This window comes from Pseudomonas sp. MH9.2 (assembly GCF_034353875.1).
Classification (GTDB): Bacteria; Pseudomonadota; Gammaproteobacteria; order Pseudomonadales; family Pseudomonadaceae; genus Aquipseudomonas.
The window spans coordinates 130021-155555 of sequence record NZ_CP133784.1; the positions used below are offsets into that span (position 1 = coordinate 130021).

The 25535-nt window shown below is 57.0% G+C and carries 22 protein-coding genes and 3 pseudogenes; 22 read left to right on the forward strand and 3 right to left on the reverse strand.

Annotated features, from left to right (window positions below; all coding sequences use genetic code 11):
* Window positions 1-9 precede the first annotated feature (9 nt).
* From sufC to RHM55_RS00650, 18 genes and pseudogenes are all read left to right on the forward strand, one after another.
* A pseudogene (sufC, locus tag RHM55_RS00565) lies at window positions 10-785 on the forward strand (Fe-S cluster assembly ATPase SufC).
* Complete coding sequence (gene sufD / locus RHM55_RS00570; protein ID WP_322179030.1) at window positions 782-2155, forward strand: Fe-S cluster assembly protein SufD; 1374 nt, start codon at window positions 782-784, stop codon at window positions 2153-2155. Before sufC ends, sufD begins: the two are co-directional and overlap by 4 nt.
* Complete coding sequence (locus tag RHM55_RS00575; protein WP_322179031.1) at window positions 2152-3411, forward strand: cysteine desulfurase; 1260 nt, start codon at window positions 2152-2154, stop codon at window positions 3409-3411. Before sufD ends, RHM55_RS00575 begins: the two co-directional genes overlap by 4 nt.
* Window positions 3411-3896 (forward strand): Fe-S cluster assembly sulfur transfer protein SufU, encoded by a 486-nt coding sequence (gene sufU / locus RHM55_RS00580; RefSeq protein WP_322179032.1) that lies wholly within the window; start codon window positions 3411-3413, stop codon window positions 3894-3896. Before RHM55_RS00575 ends, sufU begins: the two co-directional genes overlap by 1 nt.
* A gap of 47 nt (window positions 3897-3943) precedes the next feature.
* Complete coding sequence (locus RHM55_RS00585) at window positions 3944-4186, forward strand: BolA family protein (RefSeq protein WP_322179033.1); 243 nt, start codon at window positions 3944-3946, stop codon at window positions 4184-4186.
* Between the two features lie 20 nt (window positions 4187-4206).
* On the forward strand, window positions 4207-4524 hold the full coding sequence (gene grxD / locus RHM55_RS00590) for a Grx4 family monothiol glutaredoxin (protein ID WP_322179034.1): 318 nt from the start codon (window positions 4207-4209) through the stop codon (window positions 4522-4524).
* 328 nt (window positions 4525-4852) lie between these two features.
* Window positions 4853-5413 (forward strand): NifU family protein, encoded by a 561-nt coding sequence (locus RHM55_RS00595; protein WP_322179035.1) that lies wholly within the window; start codon window positions 4853-4855, stop codon window positions 5411-5413.
* A gap of 188 nt (window positions 5414-5601) precedes the next feature.
* A complete protein-coding gene (gene folE / locus RHM55_RS00600) occupies window positions 5602-6168 on the forward strand; it encodes a GTP cyclohydrolase I FolE (RefSeq protein ID WP_322179036.1) in 567 nt (188 codons plus the stop codon).
* 58 nt (window positions 6169-6226) lie between these two features.
* Complete coding sequence (lipA, locus tag RHM55_RS00605; protein WP_416152036.1) at window positions 6227-7198, forward strand: lipoyl synthase; 972 nt, start codon at window positions 6227-6229, stop codon at window positions 7196-7198.
* 62 nt (window positions 7199-7260) lie between these two features.
* A complete protein-coding gene (locus tag RHM55_RS00610) occupies window positions 7261-7584 on the forward strand; it encodes a rhodanese-like domain-containing protein (RefSeq protein WP_322179037.1) in 324 nt (107 codons plus the stop codon).
* Between the two features lie 132 nt (window positions 7585-7716).
* Window positions 7717-8979 carry a P-loop NTPase gene (locus tag RHM55_RS00615; protein ID WP_322179038.1) on the forward strand — a complete coding sequence of 421 codons (1263 nt, stop codon included), beginning with the start codon at window positions 7717-7719 and terminating at the stop codon, window positions 8977-8979.
* A complete protein-coding gene (locus tag RHM55_RS00620; protein ID WP_322179039.1) occupies window positions 8972-9655 on the forward strand; it encodes a NifU family protein in 684 nt (227 codons plus the stop codon). The genes RHM55_RS00615 and RHM55_RS00620 overlap by 8 nt, the downstream gene beginning before the upstream one ends.
* Window positions 9652-11454, forward strand: a complete 1803-nt coding sequence (locus tag RHM55_RS00625; RefSeq protein ID WP_322179040.1) for a protein adenylyltransferase SelO — start codon at window positions 9652-9654, stop codon at window positions 11452-11454. Before RHM55_RS00620 ends, RHM55_RS00625 begins: the two co-directional genes overlap by 4 nt.
* Window positions 11451-13151 (forward strand): SagB/ThcOx family dehydrogenase, encoded by a 1701-nt coding sequence (locus tag RHM55_RS00630; RefSeq protein WP_322179041.1) that lies wholly within the window; start codon window positions 11451-11453, stop codon window positions 13149-13151. The genes RHM55_RS00625 and RHM55_RS00630 overlap by 4 nt, the downstream gene beginning before the upstream one ends.
* A gap of 160 nt (window positions 13152-13311) precedes the next feature.
* Entirely contained in the window at window positions 13312-14415 is a 1104-nt protein-coding gene (gene moaA / locus RHM55_RS00635) for a GTP 3',8-cyclase MoaA (RefSeq protein ID WP_322179042.1), read from the forward strand.
* Window positions 14416-14524: 109 nt separating this feature from the next.
* Window positions 14525-16204, forward strand: coding sequence for a dihydroxy-acid dehydratase (ilvD, locus tag RHM55_RS00640; protein WP_322179043.1), 1680 nt, complete (start codon window positions 14525-14527; stop codon window positions 16202-16204).
* 368 nt (window positions 16205-16572) lie between these two features.
* The gene (locus RHM55_RS00645) at window positions 16573-16791 is read left to right on the forward strand and encodes a BPSL0761 family protein (protein WP_322179044.1); all 219 of its coding nucleotides are present in this window, start codon (window positions 16573-16575) and stop codon (window positions 16789-16791) included.
* 188 nt (window positions 16792-16979) lie between these two features.
* Complete coding sequence (locus RHM55_RS00650) at window positions 16980-17456, forward strand: antitoxin Xre/MbcA/ParS toxin-binding domain-containing protein (protein ID WP_322179045.1); 477 nt, start codon at window positions 16980-16982, stop codon at window positions 17454-17456.
* Window positions 17457-17963: 507 nt separating this feature from the next.
* Here the strand turns inward: RHM55_RS00650 and RHM55_RS00655 are convergent.
* Window positions 17964-18779 (reverse strand): annotated as a pseudogene (locus tag RHM55_RS00655) (transposase); the annotation flags it as partial.
* 169 nt (window positions 18780-18948) lie between these two features.
* Here RHM55_RS00655 and RHM55_RS00660 point away from each other — a divergent pair.
* The gene (locus RHM55_RS00660) at window positions 18949-19110 is read left to right on the forward strand and encodes a hypothetical protein (RefSeq protein WP_322179046.1); all 162 of its coding nucleotides are present in this window, start codon (window positions 18949-18951) and stop codon (window positions 19108-19110) included.
* Window positions 19111-19898: 788 nt separating this feature from the next.
* Window positions 19899-20597: a metallophosphoesterase gene (locus RHM55_RS00665; RefSeq protein ID WP_322179047.1), complete on the forward strand. Its 699-nt coding sequence runs from the start codon at window positions 19899-19901 to the stop codon at window positions 20595-20597.
* A gap of 404 nt (window positions 20598-21001) precedes the next feature.
* Here the strand turns inward: RHM55_RS00665 and RHM55_RS00670 are convergent, their stop codons facing one another.
* Window positions 21002-22696: a hypothetical protein gene (locus RHM55_RS00670; RefSeq protein WP_322179048.1), complete on the reverse strand. Its 1695-nt coding sequence runs from the start codon at window positions 22694-22696 to the stop codon at window positions 21002-21004.
* A gap of 618 nt (window positions 22697-23314) precedes the next feature.
* Here RHM55_RS00670 and RHM55_RS00675 point away from each other — a divergent pair.
* Window positions 23315-23716 (forward strand): annotated as a pseudogene (locus RHM55_RS00675) (DNA/RNA non-specific endonuclease); the annotation flags it as partial.
* Window positions 23717-23879: 163 nt separating this feature from the next.
* Here the strand turns inward: RHM55_RS00675 and RHM55_RS00680 are convergent.
* Complete coding sequence (locus RHM55_RS00680; protein ID WP_322179049.1) at window positions 23880-24779, reverse strand: LysR family transcriptional regulator; 900 nt, start codon at window positions 24777-24779, stop codon at window positions 23880-23882.
* Window positions 24780-24918: 139 nt separating this feature from the next.
* Between RHM55_RS00680 and RHM55_RS00685 the strand changes: the two genes are divergently transcribed.
* A complete protein-coding gene (locus RHM55_RS00685) occupies window positions 24919-25533 on the forward strand; it encodes an FMN-dependent NADH-azoreductase (protein WP_322179050.1) in 615 nt (204 codons plus the stop codon).
* The last annotated feature ends 2 nt before the right edge of the window (window positions 25534-25535 follow it).

The window sequence follows — 25535 nt, forward strand, 5'->3', positions numbered from 1 at the left end:
AGCAAAACCATACTCGAAGTACGCGGGCTGCGAGCAACCGTCAACGGCATCGAAATTCTCAAAGGCCTCGACTTCACCGTGAAGAGCGGCGAAGTGCACGCCATCATGGGCCCGAACGGCTCGGGCAAGAGCACCTTCGCCAAGGTGTTGGCTGGCCACACGGCGTATGAAATCACCGGCGGCAGCGTGCTGTTTGAAGGCAATAATCTGTTTGATCTGCCCCCCGAAGAGCGTGCCCGTGCCGGGTTTTTTTGGCCTTTCAATACCCGATTGAGATACCCGGGGTCGCCAACAGCCAGTTCCTGCGTTTGGCGTACAATACCGTGCAGGCGCAGCGCGGCTTTGATGAACTCGATCCGCTGGAGTTTGACGACTTCGTGCGCGAGAAGATGAAGCTGCTAGAGATGAGCCCCGATTTTCTCGAGCGCAGTGTTAACGAAGGTTTCTCGGGCGGTGAGAAAAAGCGCAACGAAATCTTGCAAATGGCGCTGCTCGATCCGCGCTTGGCGGTTCTCGATGAGACCGATTCGGGCCTCGACATCGACGCGCTGCGGATCGTCTCGCAGGGCGTTAATCAGCTGGCCAATAAAGACAACGCGATTGTGCTGGTGACGCACTACCAGCGGCTGCTCAACTACATAGTGCCGGACTTCGTGCACGTCATGGAGGCGGGACGCATCATCAAAACCGGCGGCAAGGAGCTGGCGCTGGAACTTGAAACGCGTGGCTACGACTGGGTCGCGGCCGAGCACCAGGAGGCGATGGCAGCAGGGGTGACGGCATGAGCACACTGACGGCAGTGCTACCTAACCTGCTACCTAAGGTGTTGCCCGGCGCGCTTCGTCGCCCCGCGCCGGCTTACCTTGACACGCTGTTGAGCGGCACGCGGCAATTGTCGGCCAGCCCCTTGGCGTGGTTCAACGCGCTGCGCACCGCGGCGGCCAAGCGGCTCGAAGTGTTGCCGCTGCCTACCCGGCGTGACGAAGACTGGCGCTTTACCGACATTGCACGGCTGACTAAACTGTCGTTTACGCCGTCCTTGCCAGCCGCCGATGCCTTAGAAAACACAGATGTCGAGCATTTTTATATTCAAGAAGCGACCACCCGCTTGGTGTTTGTTGACGGTATCTATGCGCCGCAGTTGTCCTGTGTGGCGGCCAGCAGCGATGCCGTGGTGGCCAACCTGCCGAGTGTACTGAGCAGCCATGCCGCGCTGCTCGAAGCGCATCTCGGCCGCCACCAAGACGTCCATGAGAATCCATTTGCGGCGCTGAATACGGCCTTTCTGCAGGATGCGGCGGTGATTGTGTTGCCGCGCAACGTGACGCTGGCAGCGCCGGTGCATGTGCTGTTTATTGCCACGCAGGCCGGCGTGCTGAGCACTCCGCGTTGCCTGCTAATCGCCGAGGCGGGCAGCAGCGTGACGCTGATCGAGGACTACGTGGCCTTGCATGATGTCTCCGCGCACGATGCCGCCGACCTGGTGAACCCGGTGAGCGAAATTGTCCTGGCAGACAATGCCCGGGTGAACCACATCCGTGTGCAGCGCGACAGCCCGCAGGCGTTTCACCTGGCCAATTGCGCGGTGTCCGTGGGCCGCTCGAGCAACTATCAGTCGGTCAGCGTCGCGCTGGGCGCGCAGATTTCGCGTTACAACCTCAACGTGCTGCTGGCCGAGGGCGCTGAATGCGCGGTCGACGGGCTGGCCCTGATCGCTGCCGATCAGCTGGCCGATAGCCATACCTGCATCGACCACTTCCAGCCGCACGGGGTGAGCCGCCAGCTGCACAAATGCATCGTCGGCGGCAGTGCGCACGCCGTGTTCAACGGTAAGGTCATGGTCCGCCAGGGCGCGCAGCGCACCGACTCGGTACAGTCGAGCCGCAACCTGCTGCTCAGCAGCAATGCTCAGGTTGATACCAAACCACAACTTGAGATTTTTGCCGACGACGTGAAATGCGCGCATGGCGCGACCATCGGCCAGCTCGACAGTGAGGAAGTGTTTTACCTGAACAGTCGCGGCCTGTCAGACAGCGTGGCGCGTAGCCTGCTGACCTATGCGTTCGGCGCCGAGATCATCCAGCGCATCCCCGTAGCATCACTCAAGCAGCGGCTTGAACAGACGGTGCTCGAACACACCGGTAGCCTGTCATGAACGCCGCCCAACGAGAAGTCAATCAGCCTTCGGCCGCTACCTTTGAAGTCGAACGCATACGCGCCGATTTTCCGATCCTGCAACTGCAGATCGACGGCAAGCCGCTGGTCTATCTCGACAACGCCGCATCGAGCCAGATGCCGCAGCAGGTGATCGACCGTTTGGTGCACTACCACAGCAATGAGCACGCCAACATCAACCGTGCGGTGCATTATTTGTCGGAGACAGCGACCGCCGAGTTCGAGGAGGCGCGGCGCAAGCTGCAGCGCTTTATCAACGCGGCTGAGGAGCGCGAAGTGATCTTCACCAGTGGCACCACCGATGCGATTAACCTGGTGATGCACGGCTACGGGCGCAAGTTTATCAAGGCCGGCGACGAGATTATTCTGACTACGCTGGAGCATCACTCGAACATCGTGCCGTGGCAGATGCTGGCTGAAGAAACCGGCGCTGTCATTCGTGTGGTGCCGATTAACGATGCCGGAGAATTGCTGATCGATGAATACCAACAGCTGTTCAATGAGCGCACCAAGTTTGTTGGCGTGATGCACGTTTCGAACGCGCTGGGCAGTATCAATCCGGTCAAACAGATGATCGCTTTTGCCCACGCGCACGGCGTGCCGGTGCTGGTTGATGGCGCGCAGGCGGTGCCGCACATGGCGGTCGACGTGCAGGATTTGGATTGCGACTTCTACGCCTTCTCGGGCCATAAACTGTGCGGCCCGACCGGTATCGGCGTGCTGTACGGCAAGGCCGCGCTGCTGGAAAAAATGCAGCCGTTCAAGGGCGGCGGCGACATGATTCTGTCGGTGAGTTTCGAGAAAACCACCTACAACACTATCCCGCATAAATTCGAGGCCGGCACGCCGCCGATTGCCGCCGCCATCGGGCTGGGTGCCGCTGTCGATTACCTTTCGGCCATTGGCATGCAGCTAATTGCCGCGTATGAGCTCGAGCTGCTCAATTACGCCACCGAGCAGATGAGCCGCATGCCGGGCGTGCGCATTATCGGCACCGCACAAAACAAAGCGGCGGTCATTTCGTTCGCGATTGACGGTGTGCACCCGCACGACATCGGCACTCTGCTTAATCAGGAGGGTGTCGCGGTGCGCACGGGTCATCATTGTGCGCAGCCGGTGATGCAACGCTTCAAGGTGCCGGCCACCTCGCGGGCCTCGTTTGCGTTCTACAACACACGGGCCGAGGTCGATGCACTGGTTGCCGGTATTCGCAGCGTGCAGCAGGTGTTTGCCTAATGGCCAACTATAAAGCGCTGTACCAAGAGGTGATCCTCGATCACAACAAGAAACCGCGTAACTTCGGTGTGCTGGCGCAGCCGAGCCACCACGCGGTGGGCCACAACCCACTGTGCGGCGACCACATCGACGTGGCGCTGAATCTCGCCGGCGAGTGCGTCGATGGCATCGCGTTTCAGGGTGAGTCGTGCGCGATCTGCAAGGCCTCGGCGTCGATGATGACGGTCGCGGTCAAGGGCAAAACCCGTGCGCAGGCGGAAGTTCTGATCAAGGAATTTCTCGCCATGGCCACCGGCAAGCTCGACTTAAACAGCCCGAATCAGATCGGCCGGCTGGCGGTGTTCGCCGGTGTGTGCGACCTGCCGACCCGGGTTAAATGCGCGATTTTACCCTGGCACACCCTGCACGCCGCGTTCAATTCGCTGGCCAGCACCTCGACGGAAGCCGATGCCGACCCGATGCATGCTCCGATCGGCAACGCCTGATGGGTTGCCATTTTTTGCCACAGAGACCCTAGCGAGAGGAGCAACCGATGACTGCCAATGAACTCAGAAACACCATCCTGCAGGGCCTGGCCTGTGAGCACGTCGAAGTGCTCGGCGATGACGGCCAGCACTTCGACGCGCTGGTGGTGAGCGCGCAATTTGCCGGCAAAAATAAGGTGCAGCAGCATCAGCTGGTGTATCAGGCGCTCGGCGATCGTATGCGCGCAGAAATCCACGCGCTGGCCATGCGCACCATCACGCCCGAGGCCTGGGCACAATCAACCCGCTAATAACCTTGGAGCAATACACGATGAACGTACAAGAAAAAATCCGCCAGCAGGTCACCGACCATGCAGTCGTGCTGTACATGAAAGGCACACCGCAGGCCCCGCAGTGTGGTTTTTCCGGAGCGACGGTACAGATACTGAATGCCTGCGGCGTGCAGGGATTTACCGCCGTCGACGTGCTGGCCGACCCGCAAATCCGCGAGGGCATCAAGGCGTACAGCAACTGGCCGACCGTTCCGCAGCTGTACATTGCAGGTGAGTTTGTCGGCGGCGCCGATATCGTGCGCGAGATGTACGACCAAGGTGAATTGCAGCCGCTGCTCAATTCCGCGCTGGCTTGATGGGATTGAAAACGGGCGGATGGCACTCCTAGGGTGTGCTTAGCCTGCGGCGTAGCCCACCCGCTTTAGGACGACTACTAGGCTTGTGCCGCTTAGATTTCGCCGTGTCCGTTATGTGTAACGAGCGTCGTTAACGGTCAACATGCGCAACCTTTGGGAGCGAGCTTGCTCGCGAAAGTCGCCAACGCAAAGCTTCGCTGAGGCGCTCGTTTGGATTTTTTGCCGTGTCCGTTGGCGGGTTAAGCCGCCCTACCAACGCGCATCCAGTCACGGTGCGTTTGGCGACGTTGCGAGGCCCAAATGCGCGTCACATTTTCAAGAGGTTGAAATGCCCAAAATAGCCGAAATCGAAGGGACGCCCAATCCGAACGCGAGGAAATTTATCCTCAAGGACCCGCTGACTTGGGGGGTAACGCGCTCGTATGAAAACGCCGAGCAGGCCAAAGATGATCCGCTCGCGTGTGCGCTGTTCGCCATCGAGCATGTGAGTAACGTGTTTTACGTGGATAAATGGCTCACCGTGACCCAAGACGGTGACAGCGACTGGGATGAGTTGCTGCGCAAAGTCGCCGAGCCCATCCGCGCCGCACCGGCGGCGGATGCGCAAACCGCAGTCACCGTGGCAGCGGCGAGCGCGGCGCATGCCAACCTCAACCTCGCCGACCAGAAACGTCTCGATGCGATCAACGAATTGCTCGACGAGGAGATTCGCCCTCATCTGCAAAACGACGGCGGCGACCTGCACGTGGTCAACCTCGACTACAACCTGCTCAGCGTGCATTACCAAGGCGCGTGCGGCTCCTGTCCGAGCTCACTATCCGGCACTCTCAGGGCCATCGAAAATCTGATTCGTTCGATTGAACCCGACATCGAAGTGGTGGCGGTTTAGGGAGGGGCTATTGGTTGTTTTGTCCTCTCCCCGGCCCTCTCCCATAAATGGGCGAGGGGAGAATAAATGCACCGCGTAATCCACCCACGCGCGCCCAACCACTAACGACTGCATAGCCAATCAAAACCTCACGCTGAGAATGCGCGGAAACTTTTTTACCCGTATCAACCCCGACAGGAACCGCGCAGATGTCAGAAGCACCCTTTACCGAGCAGGATTGGCGTCGATTTCTAACCAGCGTGGGCGAGGACCCTACGCGCACGGGGCTGCTCGAAACGCCGTCGCGCGTCAGCAAGGCCTGGAAGCACTGGACTGCCGGTTATGCCCAAGACCCGGCGCAATGCCTGAAAGTGTTTGAGGACGGGGCCGAGGAGTACAACGAGCTCATCGTGGTACGCAACATTCCGGTGTATAGCCATTGCGAGCACCATCTCGCGCCGTTCTTCGGTAAGGCCACGATTGGCTATGTGCCCAACGGCAAAATAGTCGGCCTGTCAAAGCTGACGCGCTTGGTCGATTGCTATGCCAAGCGGTTGCAGGTGCAGGAGCGCCTGACCATCCAAATTGCCAACGCCTTGCTGACCCATCTGCAACCGAAAGCGGTGGGTGTGGTGATTCGCTGCCGGCACCTGTGCATGGAAAGCCGTGGTATTCGCACCCAAGGAGAGGAGACCGTCACCTCCGCCATGCTCGGTGAACTGCTCAATAATCAGGCGCTGCGTGCGGAATTTTTTGCTTTAGCGCGGGAGGCGTAAGGTGCTTACTCCGGAAACTATAAACAGCGAAGCCACGGCGTTAGCCAGCGAAACCACGGTGCTGAGCAGCGCAACCCCGGCGTTAAACAGCATAACTGCCGAGCGCTCAGACAAGCAAAGAGGCCCGCTCAAAACCAAGCGCGCCGAGAGCGATCCGGCGCAAAGATTGCCCAAACCCAACTGGATCCGCGTCAAGGCGGGGTCAGCCTCGGCGCGCTTCGCTGAGATCAAGGACATCGTGCGCGTCAATCAGCTGGTGACAGTCTGCGCCGAGGCCTCTTGCCCGAACATCGGCGAGTGCTGGAGCAAAGGCACCGCGACCTTCATGATCATGGGCGACAAATGCACGCGGCGCTGCCGGTTTTGCAATGTCAGCACCGGCCGGCCGAATCCGCTCGACCCCGACGAGCCGGCACGCTTGGCGCACACCATCGCGCTGATGAAGCTTAATTACGTGGTCATCACCTCGGTGGATCGCGACGATTTGCGCGACGGTGGCGCCGGCCATTTCGTCGAGTGCATCCGCCACATTCGCGCACTGACGCCCAACACCTATATCGAGATTCTCACCCCCGACTTCGGCGGCCGGCTGGATCTTGCGCTGGACATCCTCGGCACTGCGCCGCCAGACGTGTTGAACCACAACATCGAAACCGTGCCGCGTTTATACAAAGAAGCGCGCCCCGGTGCGGACTTTCAAAACACCCTCAACTTGTTGCAACGCTTCAAGGCCCGGCATCCGAAGATACCGACCAAATCCGGCCTGATGGCCGGGTTGGGCGAAACCGATGAGGAGATTTTGCACGTGCTGCGCGCTCTGCGCGCCCACGATGTAGACATGTTGACCATCGGCCAGTACCTGCAACCGACCGGCGGCCACATGCCAGTGCGCCGCTATGTGCATCCGGACACCTTCAAGATGTATGCAGAAGAAGCCCGCAAAATGGGCTTCCTGCACGCCGCCTCCGGCCCGCTGGTACGCAGCTCCTACCATGCCGATGAACAGGCGCATGCGGCCGGGGTGTTTTGATGGATGCTCTGCGCAATTGCGTTATTTACCCACGGTTTTTGCCCGCGAGAGGCACCTAAGCAATGCAAAATTTGACTGCAGCAGAACTGGCCGCGTGGCTCGCGAATCAAACACGCGAGCAACCGCTATTACTCGACGTACGTGAGCCGTGGGAGTTTCAGACCTGTCACATTGCCGGCGCGTTGCCGATGCCGATGCATACCATCCCCGGGAAATTGTCCGAGCTGATTGCCGCGCAGCCGATTGTCTGCATCTGCCACCACGGCGTGCGCAGCCTGCAAGTCGCGTTGTTTTTAGAGCAGCAGGGCTTTACCCAGGTGGTCAACTTGACCGGCGGCGTGCATGCCTGGGCTGAGCAAGTTGACGGCGCGATGCCGACCTATTGAGTTGCCACGGCAGCGACTCTCGAAAACCTGACAGCAGGTAATAAACACATGAATTTGGATCGGATGTTCTTCTGGCGGCAGAGCTCGCGGCCAGCAACTCCCCCGTTAATTGACGATACAAGGCACTTGGCCATGCAGACCCCTGAGCAGAACCACGAGCAACGCCCCGCAGCGGCCCCGTCATCTCAGCCCTCCCCGCAGGCGGTGAGTGCCGACAAGCTGCCGGGTATCCGCCATATCATCGCCGTCGGCAGCGGTAAGGGCGGCGTTGGCAAGTCCACGGTGAGCGTCAATCTGGCGCTGGCGCTGCAGCAACTCGGCGCTCGCGTTGGGCTGGTCGATGCCGACATTCTTGGCCCGAGTATCCCCGGCATGCTCGGCATTGCCACCGATCAGCCGCCAGCGATGACCGCCGAGGGCCGGATGATTCCGGCCGAGCGGCACGGCCTTAAAGTGGTGTCGATGGGCATGCTCACCGGCGACGACAACCCGGCCGTATTGCGCGGGCCGATGGTGGGCAAATACCTGAAAATGTTCGTCGGCGGCGTGCAATGGGGGCCGTTGGATTACTTGATTCTTGATCTGCCGCCCGGCACCGGCGACACCCAACTGACGCTGGCGCAGAGTATGCCTCTGTCGGGGGTGGTGATCGTCACCACGCCGCAGGTGGTGAGCCTGAAGATCGCCCGGCGCGGTTTGCGCATGTTCGAGAAGGTGCAGGTGAAGATTCTGGGGCTCGTCGAGAACATGCGCACCTTTACCTGCCCGCACTGTGGCGAGAACACCGATATCTTCCGCCACGGCGGTGGCGAGGCGATGAGCGAGGAGCTTGGCGTGCCTTTTTTGGGTGCCTTGCCGCTGGATATCGATGTGGTCATCTGCGGTGATGAGGGCCGGCCGATTGTGGCGGCCCAGCCAAACTCGGTCAGCGCCAAGGTATATGCCAGCATCGCCACGGCGCTGATGGAGCAGGTCAACGCGGCGGTCTCCGTGTTGAAACCCTTCGTCTGGAAGTGGCACAGCAACGACGGCGCGCCCGGCTGGATGGCAGACGCGGCCCGGCCTGCTGGGTCGCAGAAGACTCCGATTGGTTTCCTGCGCCGCGATCCGCGGACTTTGTCGATCCTCTGGGAGGACGGACAGCGCGACGACTTCGACGTGCGCGACCTGCGCTTGGCCTGTCATTGCGCCCTCTGCGTCGAGGAGATGAGCGGCCGCCCGCTGCTCGATCCGCAGACGGTGCGCGCAGATGTCAGCCCGCAAAAGATCGTCAGCATCGGCAATTACGCGATCCAGTTCGATTGGAACGACGGCCATAACAGTGGGATCTATGCGTTTCACGACCTGCGTGCCTTAGGCGCGCGCGCGGCGACGGCGAGCGTTGAAGATGTCTGAGCGCCTGGCTGCCGAGCTGCCTGCGAGTCTGTCAGCGAGTTTGCCCGTGAGTCTGCCGGACAGCATGCCGGTGAGCATTCGTGCGCAGGTGTCACTGGCCGACCCCGACAGCTGCACGTTCGTGGTCAGCCGCCCCGTGCATCCGGGCGGCCCGTTCTTTTTCGGCAATAAGCAGCGGGCCGCCGGTTCGCCGCTTGGTGAGCGACTGTTCGCACTGCTCGGCGTGGCCAACGTGCTGATTGCCGAGAACGTGCTGACCGTTGGCAAGGCACCGAGCGCCGCGTGGTCAGGGCTGAAAGCCAGCATCGGCACGGCCATCCGCACGCAGCTGTTGAGTGGCGTGCCGGCGATCTTGGAGGTGCTTCTCTACAGCGGTGCGACTGGCAGATCCGATGCCGAGCTGCATGCGGTGGTTCAGGAGCTGCTGGACAAACAGGTGAATAAATCCATCGCCAATCACGGCGGCAAGATTTCGATTGTCGAGATTCTGCACGGCAAGCTGTTTATCGTCATGAGCGGCGGCTGTCAGGGCTGCGCGTCCTCGCAGGTGACGCTGCGCCAGGGTTTTGAAGTTATGCTGAAAAGAGTCGCCCCCGAAATCGAAGAAATTGTCGATACCACTCACCACGCAGCGGGCAAACAGCCGTTCTTCCCGCGCCAAGAGGTGCCCTTATGAGCAATCGACTCGCCCTAGAAAGCGTCGCAGCGTCTGCCACCGTCGCCACCGTCGCCACGCTCGACGATCTCGCCACGTTGGCCAACTACTCGCTGATGGACACGCTCAACTGCGATCCTCAGGCGACAGCTGACGGCGACGACCATGCGCCGCGCCAAGTGTTCAGCGGCCACTATGTGCCGGTCAAACCCACGCCCATCGACTCCCCGGAGTACGTCGCACACAGCCAAAGCTTGTTCCGCGAACTGGGTTTTGCCGACAGCCTGGCGCAGTCGGCGGATTTCGTACGGATGTTTTCCGGCGACCTCAGCCAGGTTCCGCCGCCGCTGCGCAAGGTCGGCTGGGCGACGGGCTATGCACTGTCTATCTACGGCAAAGAATATTACCAACAGTGCCCGTTCCGCACAGGCAACGGCTACGGCGACGGTCGCGCTGTGTCCGTGCTGGAGGCCGTGATCAACGGTCGTCGCTGGGAAATGCAGCTCAAAGGTGGCGGCCGCACGCCGTACTGCCGAGGTGCGGACGGTCGCGCCGTGTTGCGCTCGAGTGTCCGCGAGTTCCTCGCACAGGAGCACATGCACGCGCTCGGCGTGCCAACCTCGCGATCGCTGAGTTTGTACGTGTCGAAAAACGAGCAGGTCCAGCGGCCGTGGTACTCACCGGGCTCGTACGCGCAGGACCCCGACCGGCTGGTAACGGAGGCCGTCGCCATCACGACGCGGGTTGCGCCGTCATTTATTCGGGTCGGCCAACTCGAGCTGTTCGCTCGCCGTGCGCGCAAACAGGAGCACCCGCAAGCGCTGCAGGAACTGGAGCAGTTGGTGTTGCACTTGATCGCGCGTGAGTACGCGGAGGTTATCGACCCGCAGCTTGGCACCCGCGCAAAAGTGCTGTTGCTGGCGCGTGCGTTCCGCAGCCGGCTGACCTCGCTGGTGGCCAACTGGATTCGCGTCGGCTACTGCCAGGGTAACTTCAACGGCGACAACTGCGCGGCCGGTGGTTTCACCCTCGACTACGGTCCGTTCGGGTTCTGCGAAGTGTTCGACCCGCACTACCAGCCGTGGACGGGTGGTGGAGAACACTTCGCGTTCCTCAATCAACCGGTGGCAGCGGAGCGCAACTTCCAGATGTTTTGCGCGGCCTTGCGGCCGTTGCTGAGCGCGCATCAGGGCGCTCTTGATCAGGAATGCTTGGATCAGAACAGCTTGGTTCAGGACAGCCTGCAGCAGCTCGAGGAGATTCGCAGTGGCTTTGCGGCAGTGATGCAAACGCAAATGGAGCAGATGTGGGCGGCCAAACTGGGGCTGGATAGGTTTCACCCCGCGTTGTTCAGCGAGCTGGAAACGCTTATGCGGCAAACGCCGGTCGATTACACCGTGTTCTTCCGCGAACTCTCGACGCTGCCTGACGACATGGGCCCACTGAAAAAAAGCTTCTATCCGGGCGCACAACAAAACAACGACGGGCTGCAGCAGCGTTGGTCCGAGTGGCTGACGTTATGGCAATCGTTGGTCGGCATCGGCAGTACCAGCAACACCAATACCGCAGCCCGCGACCGTGAGGCGCTGGCGAGGCAGATGAAACGGGTCAACCCGAAATACACGTTGCGCGAGTGGTTTCTTGTGCCAGCGTACAGCCACGCGAGCGCGGGCAACTACGCGCTCGTGCGCGAGCTGCAGGCCATCATGACCCAGCCCTACGCCGAACAGGCGCAGGCGGTGGAGGACGGCTACTACCGGCGCAAACCGGCTGAGTTCTTTAATGTCGGTGGCTTGTCGCATTTGAGCTGCTCGTCATGACGTCTCGAATACTGACGGGGGCGGCAGAGGCCGCTGCCGACGAGGCCGTCGTCGCCTACCACGAGCGGACTAAGCATCACTTTCACCGCTACGCCGCCGCGCTGGGCTACATGGATTGGGCAACGCAGCCCGACCCGTTTCGGCGCTACGCGGGAGCAGAACTGGTGCGTCTGCCGCTGCCCAAATCCGGCCGCCCGCTGGCGTATTGGCAGCTGTATGCCAGCGCGAGCGTGCCGCCGCTGCCATTATCGCTGGCGTCGGTCTCACTGTTTTTCCGCTATGCACTGTCGCTGACGGCATGGAAACAATCGGGTGATATCACCTGGCCGTTGCGGGTAAATCCCTCCAGCGGCAACCTGCATCCGACCGAGGGCTATGCCCTGCTGCCGGCGATTGAGCAGCTCGGCGTGGCGCCCGCCCTGTACCACTACGCGCCGAAGGAACACGCCCTGGAACGGCGCGCGGCGCTCACTGCTGCGCGCTGGAGCGAGCTAACCGAGTCCCTTCCGGCGGGCTCCTTCTTGGTCGGGCTGTCGTCGGTGCATTGGCGAGAAGCCTGGAAGTACGGTGAGCGCGCTTACCGTTACTGCCAACATGACGTGGGACACGCGCTGGCCAGCCTGCGTATCGCGGCAGCAGCGCTCGGCTGGAAGTTGCTACTCATCGACAACATCAGCGATAGCAGCTTATCCAACCTGCTGGGGCTAGACCGCGATGAGGATTTCACAGCGGCGGAACGCGAGAACGCTGATCTACTCGCGGTGATTTCCCCGAATATCCCCGGAACGGATTTAATCACCGCGCCACTGCGCGAGTCTGCGCCGCTGCCACAGCACGGCAGTGACGTGCTATGGCAGGGCAGGGCCAATCCACTGAGCCGCAACAACCGCGTCGAGTGGCCCGCAATCGACACCATTGCCCAGGCCACGCGCCGCGCCGCCAGCGCGCCTATTCAGGAGGATTTCGTAGGCTTTGCGGCGGAGAATGCGTTGTTCGACACGCCCATCCGTCAAGGCCGACTCACGGCGGAACAGGCTATTCTTGGCCGCCGCAGCGCAGTCGCCATGGATGGTGCGACGGCTATCGCGCGCGCCACACTCTTCGCCATGCTGGGCCGGCTGCTGCCAACCCAAGAGCGCAGTGCTATGCCCTGGGACGCAATCTCTTGGCGGCCGCGCATCCACCTCGGGCTGTTCGTGCACCGTGTCGACGGCTTGGTGCCGGGCCTCTACGCGCTGGTTCGTGATCCGCACAAGGTCGATAGCCTGAAGCGCGTGATGCATGCAGATTTTTTGTGGCAGCGCGTACCCGACTGTCCGCCCGGACTGCCCTTATACCTGCTGCGCGAAGGCGACTGTCGAGCGCAGGCGAGCGCCGTCTCCTGCGGCCAGAACATCGCCGCCGATGGTGCTTTTAGCGTGGCCATGCTTGCCGACTATATGGACAGCCTCGCGACCTATGGCGGCGGTTTCTACCGTAATCTGTTCTGGGAAGCCGGCATGCTTGGCCAAGTGCTCTACCTTGAAGCCGAAGAGGCGGGCATCCGCGCCACTGGAATCGGCTGCTACTTCGACGACCCCGTGCATGCCGCCTTCGGCATCGACACCCGCGAGTGGCAAAGCTTCTACCACTTCACCGTGGGCGGCCCAGTTGAAGACAATCGCCTGACAACCTTACCTGCGTGCGATTTTGAGTGAGCCCATGGCCAAAAAACTAACGCCACAGTTGAACGAAATCCACCTGATTGAAGCCGGTATGAGGCGTGGCGAAGAGATCGCTAGGAGCCATGAGCATGTGCACCACTCAGTGCAGTCACCTTATGTTTAAACCGCAGTCAATCCACGCAGCAAGGCCCTTATGACTACTCAGGTAATTACCCTCCTTGACCTGAGCGCCGCCAGCCCAGTATCTGTGATTGCGCCGCCCACGCCGGCCTCCGGCAGCACGCTCGCGGACACGCGCGGGCGGCTCTTGCGTGACCTGCGCATTTCGGTCACCGACCGTTGCAACTTCCGCTGCACCTATTGCATGCCCAAGTCTGTGTTCGACAAGGACTACCGTTTTTTGCCACAAGGCGAACTGTTGAGTTTCGATGAAATCACCCGCATGACGCGCCTGTTCGTCGCGCAGGGCGTCGAGAAAATTCGCCTCACCGGCGGCGAACCACTGCTGCGTAGAAACATCGAGGTGTTGATCGGGATGTTGAGCACGCTCAACACCCATGACGGCAAGCCCTTGGACATAGCCCTCACCACCAATGGTTCGCTACTGGCCAACAAAGCCCAAGCGCTCAAGGCGGCGGGCTTGCGGCGCGTCACGGTGTCGCTCGATTCGCTCGATGAGACTATCTTCCGGGCCATGAACGACGTGGCTTTTCCGGTGAGCGATGTCTTAAATGGCATCGACGCTGCACACGCTGCGGGCTTTACGGCCATCAAGATCAATATGGTGGTGAAGAAGGGTGTCAACGATCAGGACGTCGTTGCGATGGCTCGGCACTTCAAGGGTAGCGGGCACATTGTGCGCTTTATCGAATTCATGGACGTGGGCTCCTGCAACGGCTGGCGCATGAACGATGTCGTGACCTCGGCCGATATCGTGCGCATGATCAACGCCGAGATGCCACTCATCCCAGCGCAATCCAACTACCGTGGTGAAGTCGCTCAGCGCTGGGCGTATGCGGATGGCAGCGGCGAAATCGGTGTGATCTCCAGCGTGACGCAAGCCTTTTGCGCCACCTGCACGCGCGCCCGACTCTCTACCGATGGCAAGTTGTACACCTGCCTGTTCGCGCAGTCAGGGCATGATTTGCGCACGCTTATGCGTGCGGGTCAGAGCGACCAGCAAATCGCCGCTGCGATAGGTTTGATCTGGACCCCGCGTGAAGACGGCTACTCGCAAATTCGCACAGAGCAGACGGCGCGAAACAAGAAAGTAGAGATGTCTTATATCGGCGGCTGATTACACAAGCGCATTGGTCCAAACCAGGCTGCTAGGCACCCATGGGCTACTTATTGACCCAGCGCGGCATGCGTATATGTTCGCGAAAGCCACTTTAAGGATTTTCGAGATGACTGAGACCACTGACAATATGCGCAAATATTCCTCCCTCGTGGTGGATGGCGTCGAGGCCGCCCCGGCGCGCGCCATGTTTCGTGCCGTCGGCTTCACCGACGAGGACTTCAAAAAGCCGCAGATTGGCATTGCCTCGACCTGGGCCAATGTCACACCCTGCAACATGCACATCAACAAGCTCGCGCAAGAGGCCGAGAAAGGTGCCAATGCAGCGGGCGGCAAGGCCCTGATCTTCAATACCATCACCGTGTCGGATGGCATCGCCAACGGCACCGAGGGCATGAAGTATTCGCTGGTATCGCGTGAAGTCATCGCCGACTCCATCGAAACCGTGGTCGGCTGCGAAGGCTTCGACGGGCTCGTCGCCATTGGTGGCTGCGACAAGAACATGCCCGGTTGCCTGATCGGCATGGCGCGGCTGAACCGCCCGGCAATTTTCGTCTATGGCGGCACCATCAAACCCGGCTCCGGTCACACCGATATTATCTCGGTGTTCGAGGCCGTAGGGCAGCATGCCAAGGGCGATCTCGACCTGATTCAGCTTAAGCAGATCGAAGACACCGCCATCCCGGGCCCAGGCTCCTGCGGCGGCATGTACACCGCCAATACCATGGCCTCGGCCATCGAAGCCCTAGGCATGTCGCTGCCGGGCTCGTCGGCGCAGGACGCGATTTCCTCCGACAAGGCCTCGGACTGCTTCCGCGCCGGCCAGCAGGTGCTGGAACTGCTCGCTCGCGACATCAAGCCGCGCGACATCATGACGCGCAAAGCCTTCGAGAACGCCATCCGCGTCATCATCGCGCTGGCCGGTTCCACCAACGGCGTGCTGCACTTGTTGGCCATGGCCCATGCCGTGGATGTGCCACTGACCCTCGATGACTTCACTGAAATCGGCAAGACCACACCGGTGCTGGCCGACCTGCGTCCTTCTGGCCAGTACATGATGTCGGAGTTGGTCGCCATCGGTGGTATCCAGCCGCTGATGAAGCGCATGCTCGACGCCGGCCTGCTGCATGGCGACACGCTCACCGTCACCGGTAAGACCCTGGCCGAGAATCTCGCCAATGTCGCCGACTACCCTGCCGGTCAGGACATCATTCGGCCCTTCGACAACCCGATCAAGAAGGACTCGCACCTGGTCATCCTGCGCGGCAACCTCGCGCCGACCGGCTCAGTCGCCAAGATCACCGGCAAGGAAGGTCTGCGCTTTGAAGGTACTGCTCGTGTCTACCACGGCGAGGAAGCCGCGCTGGCCGGCATCCTTAATGGCGAAGTGGTCGCCGGCGATGTCATCGTAATCACTTACGAAGGCCCCAGGGGCGGTCCTGGCATGCGTGAAATGCTCTCGCCAACCTCGGCAATCATGGGTAAGGGGCTGGGTAAGGACGTCGCACTCATCACCGATGGCCGCTTCTCCGGCGGTTCGCACGGTTTTGTGGTTGGCCACATCACGCCGGAAGCCTTTGATGGCGGCCCGATTGCACTGATCGAGAACGGCGACAAGATCACCATCGATGCCGAAACCCGCGAGATCAGCGTAGGTGTCAGTGCTGCCGTGCTGGCCGAGCGCCGTGCGCGTTGGACACAACCGGCCCCGCTCTATACACGAGGTGTGCTGGCTAAGTACGCAAAGCTGGTGTCCAGCGCCGCGCAAGGAGCCGTTACCGATAAGTAGACCGAGCAGTTGTCGATTGATATATATGAAAAGGAGCGCTTCAGGCCCCGATAATTGGAGAAGTCACCTACACGTAAAAGCGTATCTACAGCGTATTAACGTTGTACGTATCCATAAATAATGCTCGCTGTACAGGAAAGCACTCGTCATCGGATATGGTCACTCCTGGGGCACGACGGAGGCTGGCGGAATTCACTGACCCAGCCGAACACTAAGCGAATGATCATCTTGCGCTGAATTTCAGCGGCTCCATGTAGGGCAGTAAAAATCAGCAGTGTAGGCTGTAGGCGATTTACTAGGCAGAAAACTGCGTCGGACGCAAGCTTATAGCGGCTGGACCGTGCACGATTCGTGCGAGGGAGGACACCATGACAATGCCGAACGAGCGCACGCGCGCACTCATCCAGACGCGAGACTTTCTGGCCGAGCTTGCAGAAGATTCCGCGCTTTCAGCGTCCATGCGACGTCAGGCCCGCCAGCTGTTACGGCATTATCCCAATGCCAACGAGATCCTGCGGGCCGGGCAGCTCGAAGAGCGAAGGGTCGACCGACTGACCGAGCCCTTCCTGAGCTCCAGCATCGATTGACCGTAGTGGCAACTCATCATCAGCCCAAAGCCGCTGATCCTGGTCTGTGGATACGTAGAGGGTAAATGGCTCCATCGCCTTATCGACCTAGGGCGTTACGGAACTCCACTGGCGCTCAATGGCGCTTCCGGTTAGACAGGCGTTAGCTCATATTCCTTTGGATGGGCAATCATTGGGGGGAAGTGTTAATGAGCACTTCAACTGCGACTCGACGTCCGGCAAAAAAGAAAGAGGTGTCCCGAGAGGAGGGCATCGCTGCCTTTTGGCGATTCAGTTCCGATCGAGAGCCGCTGACGGAGTCGGAGCGGCTGCACCAAATAAAAGTAGGGTTTCCCACTGACCTAATCCAGGTTGTTCGCTTGGCCTTTGACCTTCAAGACCGCCACCTGGAAACGCTGCTCAATGCATCAACTTCGGCGCTTGAACGACGGCGGCGCGAGCAAAAGAACCTTGATCCTGTGGCCTCCGAGCGTTTGGACAGAATTGCTGTGGTCAGTCACTTGGCCGAGGAGATATTAGAGACACCAGTGACTGCCGCACATTGGATGTCGACACCGAATAAAGCGCTCGGAGGGACTGCACCGATCATGCTCTGCGAAACTGAGATAGGGGCCAAACAAGTTCGCCGTGTCCTTCAGGCCCTTGAATGGGGCGGTTCAGCCTGATGAGGGTATGGCGAGGTGCACGCTGTTAGGGAAAGGAATCTTTCCCCTAACCGCATAAAACAGCCGCAAGGACAAAAATTGTTTACTTAAGCCTAAAGCTCTACGCACAGCGTAAGCAGCGCGCCAAGTACGAAATGCAGCCACCGAGAGCCCTCGATCGTATCGGAATTTACCAGCATTCCCCCAGTGAAGACTCGCAGAGCACTCCTCTAACCAACCTAAACACAGGCAAGGCCGCGCCGAAATAATGCACGGAACTGTTAACGCCGTGAATGGTTAAGCAGTATGACTATGATGGCTTTTTGCTAACTTTCCATTCGGCCTCTGCGCTGCAGTGGCGCCGTTGTGACCACTCACACAGGATGTGTTTCAGACATGCATGCAGCGCTTTTCCAAGGACCTGTCATTGGCCGATGCGCACGAGGAGCATTCTACGGGAGGCTTTTTGAACAGTTTCCGAATGGAACTTGAGCGCTGGGCGGGACCGAGAGTCGACGCCATGGGCTAAGCGGTATCGCCGATGAGGCGATCCGGCTTGATATCGAACTGTTCCTCGACCCGCTCAATCATGATCTTGGTGCTTTCGACCTCGGCTGTTCGATGAGCCGGTGTTGGCTCCACATCCATGATCACACCATGCTCGACATTAATCAGGTAGTTCGTCGAGTACGCGAAGAACGCCGGGCCTCCTGGAGCTGCTGTCCAACGAGATAGTGGATCGGTCAGCGATAGGCGCTTGGGTAGTGTTTCTGCAAGCGCCTCTTCATCGAGCGCTTCAAGATACTCACGTACGGCACGAGTGCTGAGCAACGGGTCACTCCAGTTGACCTATTCATCGCCTGGTACGCCACGCTGCCGACTGGCATCCGCCTTGATGACGCTGGCGTCCACGGCAAAGCCTTAACCCTTGACCAGACCTGCGTCCATGCAGCGACGGAGCACCTCGTTGAATAGCCAGCGAAACAGAGAGCTGTCGCGGAAACGACCGTGCCTATTCTTGGAAAACGTAGAATGATTGGGGACTTCGTCTTCGAGGCTCAAGCGGCAAAACCAGCGATATGCCAGGTTCAAATGAGCCTCTTCGCACAACCTGCGCTCGGAGCGAATACCGTAGCAGTAGCCCACGATCAGCAGGCGAATCATCAGTTCAGGATCAATCGAGGGACGCCCTATCGGGCTGTAAAAGTCGGCGAGGTAGTGGCGTAGATCGCTCAGATCGAGGCATCGATCAATATTGCGCAGGAGGTGATTTGATGGGATGTGATCTTCAATGTTGAACGAGTAAAACAGCCGCTCCTGTCCACTCAACAATTGTCCCATCATGCTGCGAATCCTCCCGCTGGCTGATGACCTTATTTTGCCGCAGGCCAGGCAGGAGATCTACTTTTTCAACAGAATCGGCCAAAAGCTGACGTTCCATATCACCAGCGAGGTGACCAACCAGAATCAAATTATGAGCTAAACTCAGAAAATTTGATGGGGAGATAGCGAAATGGCTGACGAAATTAAAAGAGTTGAATCATTGAATATCCCTGTGGGTGTTATCTCCACGCACCTCAGGCACATACCGGCAGCAATGACAAAGGCGTATGTGAGAAGGGAGCAGCTAGCTGGAGAGAGGGAGGCGTTCAGCCAGAAACAAAAGCCTCAATAGACCATCGGTATTTACCTCGACAGGGTCGCTTGTGGCAGCAGCGGTATGTTCGCGCTGTCGCCACAGTGAGCTATGGGTCGGTTGCAGTCTTCGCGTCAGGCAGAAATCGGCCCAGAGTGTGTAAAAACGCTTCGCCAAAATTGAAGTGTGCGCGGCTACGTTAAATCTGAAATTTATTGGCACGTCTGCAGATGTGGATTTTGCGTAGACGCGTGATTTTCAGTCTGGTTTTGAGTACCTGTCGCGCTGAAAAACGTTTTTACACAGCCTCGGCCAGAAGCGGCCATTCGGAGGCGTCTAGAAGTTAAGGGGCAATTCAAGTAGGCTTGTGCCAGCGCCTGACTAAGAAAAATTCATACTTTCAAAAAAATGGCTGAAAATCTTTACCCCCTTCTATCAAGCCAGTTCGCCCTCTTTTTTCAAATATGTATGTGGTGCATACGGCGTTCAGCACTATCAAATTTTTTTATTCTGTTAGAGGGACGTTCATGTATCGGGAAAAAATTATCAAAATCTAAAGGTACATCTATGGTGAGACTATCATCAATTTAACTGCGAATGCCAATTATATTCAAAAGCTCATGGCTTTGGAGCGTTAAAGTGCGAAAATTAAACGACTCTATTTGATATATTTTGAGATCAATACTGCCTTAGGGGTGTATCGGAAAGAGTTCGTGTGCGCGCAGGTTTATTGAAGAAATTAGTATAAGCGAGCCCCTGTAGTCGCGAATCGTGAGAAAAGGCAAAAACAGGGAGCGATAATCAAGAAATAAGGGAGGGATGCCGCAGTGAGCAATAACGAATCCAGAAAAATAAGTTGGTTGCATTTGTCTGACTTTCATATGGGGAAGGAAGGGTATTCCCAGCGCTCCGTACTGAGAAAAATAGTTGATAAGGTTAAAGAGAAAGTTGAAAAGGAGGGCGAGCCCGATTTTATTTTCGTTACGGGAGACATCGCTAACAATGGACTGAAGGCCGAGTATGAAAGTTTTTGGGAGCAGTTGGTCGAACCGCTTGAAGCGTTCATGCCCACATTGCTGACCGACAAACTGTTCATGATCCCTGGTAACCATGACCTCAACAGGGATAAAAACGATGCGTTTGATCGAACTCTTCTCCTGAAGCCTACTGGGCCATACTTCTATCCAGAGGAAAGCTCCCTGAAACGCCGCGATATTGTAGTGACAAGGTTTGAAGATTTTATCGCGCACGATATAACGGGATATTCTGACCTCTTCAATAAAAAGGAGGGGGCATATTCAGTGACGATTGAAAAAAATGGGTGTGCTGTTGGTATTGTGGGAATAAATACCGCGTGGCTCTGCAAGGACGAGCATGATTACAAGCGATTAACTCCTGGAAAATCTTTAGTAGAAACTGCCCTTTCCAACACAAAGGGGGCAGAGTTGACTATTGTGCTCGGTCATCATCCAATAGACTGGTTTTCTACCGACCACGGTCGGCCGAGATTGATTATGCTTGTATAGAGTTCACTGCCCGGTGGGTCTTCGATTTTCGATGTTGACCAGTCGTTGCCCAGCGCGAAGGTCTACTTTTGGCCGATTGTTGTCCGTGGCGAAGGGTTGAAAACGACCGATTCTGTTGAAAAAGTCGGCCTTAGTTTCCATGGCAAAAAAGTACGCGCCTGAGATTGAAATCAAGAATTCTCGCAGAGGCATTCGGACTGAGATTTCACGTAGCAGCGTGCTAAAAGGCGCTTTCACCGATCAATTTTTCGGCCGTTTGAGAAAACCGACTTTTTCAACACAATCGACCCATTCCTGACGTTCACGAGACATCATAAATTAGCCAGAAGCATTCCGTCTGGATATGCCCGAAGGGCACCTCTACTAGCCGTTTGGACTAACTTAAGCCAGGTTTTTGGAGTGGCTCAGGTTTTAATCTTTCTAATGGTGAAGCTGAATATTCGGAAAATATAGTGGGTTAATATTAAAAAGCCGATGACGGCTACTACAGACGCACCTATTCCGACTAGTTTGTCGACTTGGTCGTTAGCGAAGGTAATTCCATAGAGTTTAGCAAGAGGCTGCATTAACTCCGGTGATAGCGTGGCGGATGCAATGATTCCGAAGATAATAGTGATTCTGCGAGTATAAGACTCCGACATAACTTTGTCATCTAATTCAAGAGCCTTGCGAACTGTCTCGATTTTTTTGTGTAGGAGTTTGCATACTGTAGTCAAATGGTCTCCACGTTTGACTTCTTCTAGGTATTCAGCTATCTCTCCATACTTATGTGCGGAAATTAACGACTCTTCAAACATTAGTATTTTCAGTTCTAGCCGCGCCACATCGATCGCTGTCTTGCATGTATTGAGGCCTAGCGAAGCGTATGAGTAGTATATTCGGACAAAATGCGACGCTTCATTCAATACCTGAATGTCTGAAGTCAGATTATTGAAAGTGTAGACCTTATCCTGTTCGATGAAAGACTCTACCTGTGCCGATGATAGCACTAGAGAAACCGCCTCAGAGTAGAAGTTATTAAAGTCGTCGAAGTTGCGCATATCGCCATGAGTTAAAGCGGCATGAGCTGCGTTGCTAGGAAGATATGTCCGAGTCATCACGCTATTTACTAGACATTTATGTGTGGCCCAGTTTTCGATTGAGCTCACTTGTTGTCTGGTATGCTCTCTAATATAGATGATGGGCTTTCCGTTCCAGTACTCACCAATTGAATCATCACGATACTGCCTGCCAATCCAGTTGATACTCGTTTTGACCGATCCACTAGCTACTGCCTTGGCAACTACTGATAGCAGGTTTCTTGCAATATCGGTGAGTGTGAATTGGTCGGTGTGTACAAGTTCGTAAGTTGTTAGGCGCTCATCTAAAAACTTTAGTTCTTCCGGTGCATTCAGAGCCGATTCAATAGTGACTTCGAAAGCTTTTCTCTGCGAAACTCTCTCTTGTAGAGTCAGTTGTGATATTTGACACTCGGTACAAGCCAAGTACAATTCTTTTTCGCAAAGAACTGAGTTTATATTGCGCTGCGACTTGTTTACCTCGTTGCCAATTACCTCGCGAACAGTCGCGCCTTCAAAACCAAACACTGATGACATAGATATGCTTATTATTCCACCTGAATAAATTCTAATATATGGAATAAATGCTTCATACTCTTCATTGTCTTCGGCCTTTATCGCAATTGGTCGCATGAAGATTCGTGCGCTTTCAGCAGGAAAACCAAAAGCTGTATTAAATAATTTCTTATCTGACAGCAGTAGATTAAGAGCGTTGGATAACGAATAAATATTAGAGTCGCCGGGGTTGGCGCTAACAAAGTCATCGTGCCCGCTGATGGTCATGCCTTGTTCGGAAATTGTCGTTTCAATGCTAAGTAGCTTTATTCTCAGTCTGCCGTTTTCTCTAAAAAATATCTTGCCACTGCTGTCCAGCGCAAAGCTAAATGCTTCCGACGTTACAAGTGTTTCACAAATGTCAGCAATATCTACACTTCCATTTATTTTGGAGGAATAGAGGAAATTCACCTCGCCCGAATAATTATCTTCCTCCGTCGTTTTACTGCCTTGTTTTGGTTCTGCTTCTAAGTTAGGAGCTTCCATTAACTAGTTTTCCTTGTAGCTAATGATCGATGCGGGCGGGTTGAGAGATTGACACTACTCCCGGCAAGTATCAATGATCGCATGCTGGGTACTTCCTCGCTACGACAAAGCTTAAGCCAGTCACGGAAGATGGCGGAAAGAGTGAGTGCTATGTCACTGAATAGCCCAGCGCTTCCTTGACGCAATACAGAGACGAATACGAGCTCCCTAACGGGCTGCTTTTGGCCGATTCTGTTGAAAAAGTATCTCCCCTTTGGCGCTTGCGGCAAAATTGCTGCATTGGTCTTCGGAGGTGTTGCCGCTGACAATGGTCACGCTCCGGACGCTTTGCCGACCTCTACAGTCCTAGACCTAGCAATGCACATCCTTATCCTGAGGATCGCTTCGCGTCACATGACCCGAGGCAGGAGCCGTATGCGGTAGTTCCGCACGTACGGATTTGTGGGTGGCGGCAGGTAACTGCCATCCCTACCGCGACTCGAATGCCTAGCCAGAGGTAATGTATATCCGCAAAAGTCTGACCAATAGGACAGGGCTTCGCCGCCCTTTGCCCAAACTTCGTGCTTTGAACCTCCGGCTTATAGATAAACATTGAGTATGAATCTCTGCCGGGAATTTCATCAGTCTCCGGCAGCAGATGCACCGAATCCGAATGCAATGGCCCAGCCCTTTGCGCTTTCGAACATGGTGCCGCAAGACCCCACCAATAACCGGAAGATCTGGAGCAAGGTCGAGTCTGATGTCAGAAAGTTCGCGAAGCGAGCCGATGGCAATGTCTTCGTCTTTACCGGACCGCTCTTTGACGCTGGCCATACCACTATTGGCGACAACAAGGTCTGGGTACCTACTCGCCTGTTCAAGCTGGTCTACGACGCTTCGTCCAAGCGGGCCTGGGCCTATGTGTTACCCAACGCGGAAACCCGCATCGAGAGACCCATGGACTATGAGACATTCGTGAAAACCACTGGACTCAACCTGTTGGAGAACCTACCGGTCTCTGGTTCGGTGGTTCGTTCTTGATCTTCGAGAGTCCACGGTAAGCGGGCAGGCTCACACCTTGGCTTGCGAAATACGCACAGACGATCACGGCTCGGGCAGTCCCTGCACAACCGGTTCGATCAACCGCATCAGCCCTTTGGCCAACGGGGTAACCAAACCGCTGACGTTAGTCGTCTTTGTATCATCACATGCACAGGCGACGGGTCAGATCATTCAGAAGCCATCGGCCCGCTTTGCCTAAAGCGCGATCTTGCATGTGCGCTGCGTAGATCGTCAGTGTGTCTGGTGTGCGCTGAAGTTCGGCGGTTAACTCAAGCGGCACGAGGCGTCCTGAAGTCAGATGATCCGCGATGAGATGCTCCGGCATTCGGCACCAGCCGAACCCGGCGAGTAAAAAATCCAGCCGTCGTGCCAGATCTACAAACAGCCACTGGTGGCTGCCCGTCACCCCATAGCTAGGGCCGTCGGGAGCGACCGGATCGGAAAGTACCAGTTGCACAAAAGGCTTGAGGTCTGCACTTGTTGCCCGACGGCCTAACATAGCCAGGGGATGCCCGCTGGCGACTACTGGCCTCAAGTCGACACTCAGCAGCGGCAGTGCGATGACATCGTCGGGCACTGTCGGAATCAATGTGCAAAGCGCCAGTGCCGCATCGCCGTTGCGCAATCGGCGCTCTGCGCCGCCTAAGCCTTCTGTAGAAAAACTCACTGCCAGATGCGGAAAAGCCTCACGGAGAGCGCGGAGGCTTTCGATGAGCGGTGCGCTAGGGACTAAAGGGTCTATGGCGAGAGCTAACTCCGGCTCAACCCCTGCTGCGGTACTGGCGGCCATTGCTTCAAACTGGGCAGCGCTTGCCAGCACAGCGCGCGCTTGAACCACTAGCACTCGACCTACCTCAGTGATAGTTGGACGATGTCCGCTCCGATCAAACAGCCTCACACCTTGAACTGACTCAAGTGTGGCAATCGACTGGCTAATGGCAGATTGAGCACGCCGCAGGTGACGTCCCGTTGCCGAGAAACTGCCTGTATCAGCAATGGTTACAAGGATCCGCAACTGATCCAAGCTGAGATTTCCGATCATGACCCATCACTTAAACAGATGGATTCAATCATATTTACATCACTCCTGCGTAGAGATCGCATTGGGTAGAGTGTGTAGCACATCGCCTAAAGCGACAACGCAAAACATACCGCCGCGTCACCGCGCAGGAGTTACTTTCATGTCCAGGCTTCTCTCCATTGAAACCAGTCCACGTGGAGAGGCTTCAATCTCCCGGCAGCTCACGCGCCAATTTGTGGCCGCGTGGGAAACTGCACACCCAGGCGGCGTGGTCAAAATACGGGATCTAACGGACACTCAACTTACGTTTGTGACCGCTCCCTGGTTACAGGCTTACTTCACCCCGCAAACCCAACATTCGCCTGAAATGAAAGCTGTGTTGCAGCTATCCGATGAGCTTGTGGCCGAGTTGCTGGAAACCGATCACCTGGTTATTTCAACGCCGGTCTACAACTATAACGTCCCTGCGGCGCTGAAGGCGTGGGTGGATCACGTGGTACGTAAAGGCCTGACCTTGGGCTTTGATGGTAAAGGGCTGGTGACCGGTAAAAAGGCAACGGTGCTGCTCGCCTCGGGCGGTGTCTACACCCACGACTCTCCGATTAGAGACCGTGACATTGCGACCCAATATTTGAAACTGATCCTGAATGTCCTGGGTATCACTGACGTCACCTTTATTGCGGCCGGCGGCGCTAAAGCTGTAGATCTCGGAGAAATCAGCATGCACGATTTTCTAGATACATTTGATCATCAAATTCAAAAGTCGCTGGTTTAGAC

What these genes read in the sequence shown, in the direction of transcription:
- RHM55_RS00645 (WP_322179044.1), top strand. Translation starts at nt 16,573, where the DNA reads ATGACAATGCCGAACGAGCGCACGCGCGCACTCATCCAGACGCGAGAC.
- RHM55_RS00660 (WP_322179046.1), top strand. Translation starts at nt 18,949, where the DNA reads ATGGCTGACGAAATTAAAAGAGTTGAATCATTGAATATCCCTGTGGGT.
- folE (WP_322179036.1), top strand. Translation starts at nt 5,602, where the DNA reads ATGTCAGAAGCACCCTTTACCGAGCAGGATTGGCGTCGATTTCTAACC.
- RHM55_RS00595 (WP_322179035.1), top strand. Translation starts at nt 4,853, where the DNA reads ATGCCCAAAATAGCCGAAATCGAAGGGACGCCCAATCCGAACGCGAGG.
- RHM55_RS00620 (WP_322179039.1), top strand. Translation starts at nt 8,972, where the DNA reads ATGTCTGAGCGCCTGGCTGCCGAGCTGCCTGCGAGTCTGTCAGCGAGT.
- RHM55_RS00680 (WP_322179049.1), bottom strand. Translation starts at nt 24,779, where the DNA reads ATGATCGGAAATCTCAGCTTGGATCAGTTGCGGATCCTTGTAACCATT.
- RHM55_RS00585 (WP_322179033.1), top strand. Translation starts at nt 3,944, where the DNA reads ATGACTGCCAATGAACTCAGAAACACCATCCTGCAGGGCCTGGCCTGT.
- RHM55_RS00610 (WP_322179037.1), top strand. Translation starts at nt 7,261, where the DNA reads ATGCAAAATTTGACTGCAGCAGAACTGGCCGCGTGGCTCGCGAATCAA.
- RHM55_RS00670 (WP_322179048.1), bottom strand. Translation starts at nt 22,696, where the DNA reads ATGGAAGCTCCTAACTTAGAAGCAGAACCAAAACAAGGCAGTAAAACG.
- RHM55_RS00625 (WP_322179040.1), top strand. Translation starts at nt 9,652, where the DNA reads ATGAGCAATCGACTCGCCCTAGAAAGCGTCGCAGCGTCTGCCACCGTC.
- ilvD (WP_322179043.1), top strand. Translation starts at nt 14,525, where the DNA reads ATGACTGAGACCACTGACAATATGCGCAAATATTCCTCCCTCGTGGTG.
- moaA (WP_322179042.1), top strand. Translation starts at nt 13,312, where the DNA reads ATGACTACTCAGGTAATTACCCTCCTTGACCTGAGCGCCGCCAGCCCA.
- RHM55_RS00650 (WP_322179045.1), top strand. Translation starts at nt 16,980, where the DNA reads ATGAGCACTTCAACTGCGACTCGACGTCCGGCAAAAAAGAAAGAGGTG.
- sufU (WP_322179032.1), top strand. Translation starts at nt 3,411, where the DNA reads ATGGCCAACTATAAAGCGCTGTACCAAGAGGTGATCCTCGATCACAAC.
- RHM55_RS00575 (WP_322179031.1), top strand. Translation starts at nt 2,152, where the DNA reads ATGAACGCCGCCCAACGAGAAGTCAATCAGCCTTCGGCCGCTACCTTT.
- RHM55_RS00630 (WP_322179041.1), top strand. Translation starts at nt 11,451, where the DNA reads ATGACGTCTCGAATACTGACGGGGGCGGCAGAGGCCGCTGCCGACGAG.
- RHM55_RS00685 (WP_322179050.1), top strand. Translation starts at nt 24,919, where the DNA reads ATGTCCAGGCTTCTCTCCATTGAAACCAGTCCACGTGGAGAGGCTTCA.
- grxD (WP_322179034.1), top strand. Translation starts at nt 4,207, where the DNA reads ATGAACGTACAAGAAAAAATCCGCCAGCAGGTCACCGACCATGCAGTC.
- RHM55_RS00615 (WP_322179038.1), top strand. Translation starts at nt 7,717, where the DNA reads ATGCAGACCCCTGAGCAGAACCACGAGCAACGCCCCGCAGCGGCCCCG.
- sufD (WP_322179030.1), top strand. Translation starts at nt 782, where the DNA reads ATGAGCACACTGACGGCAGTGCTACCTAACCTGCTACCTAAGGTGTTG.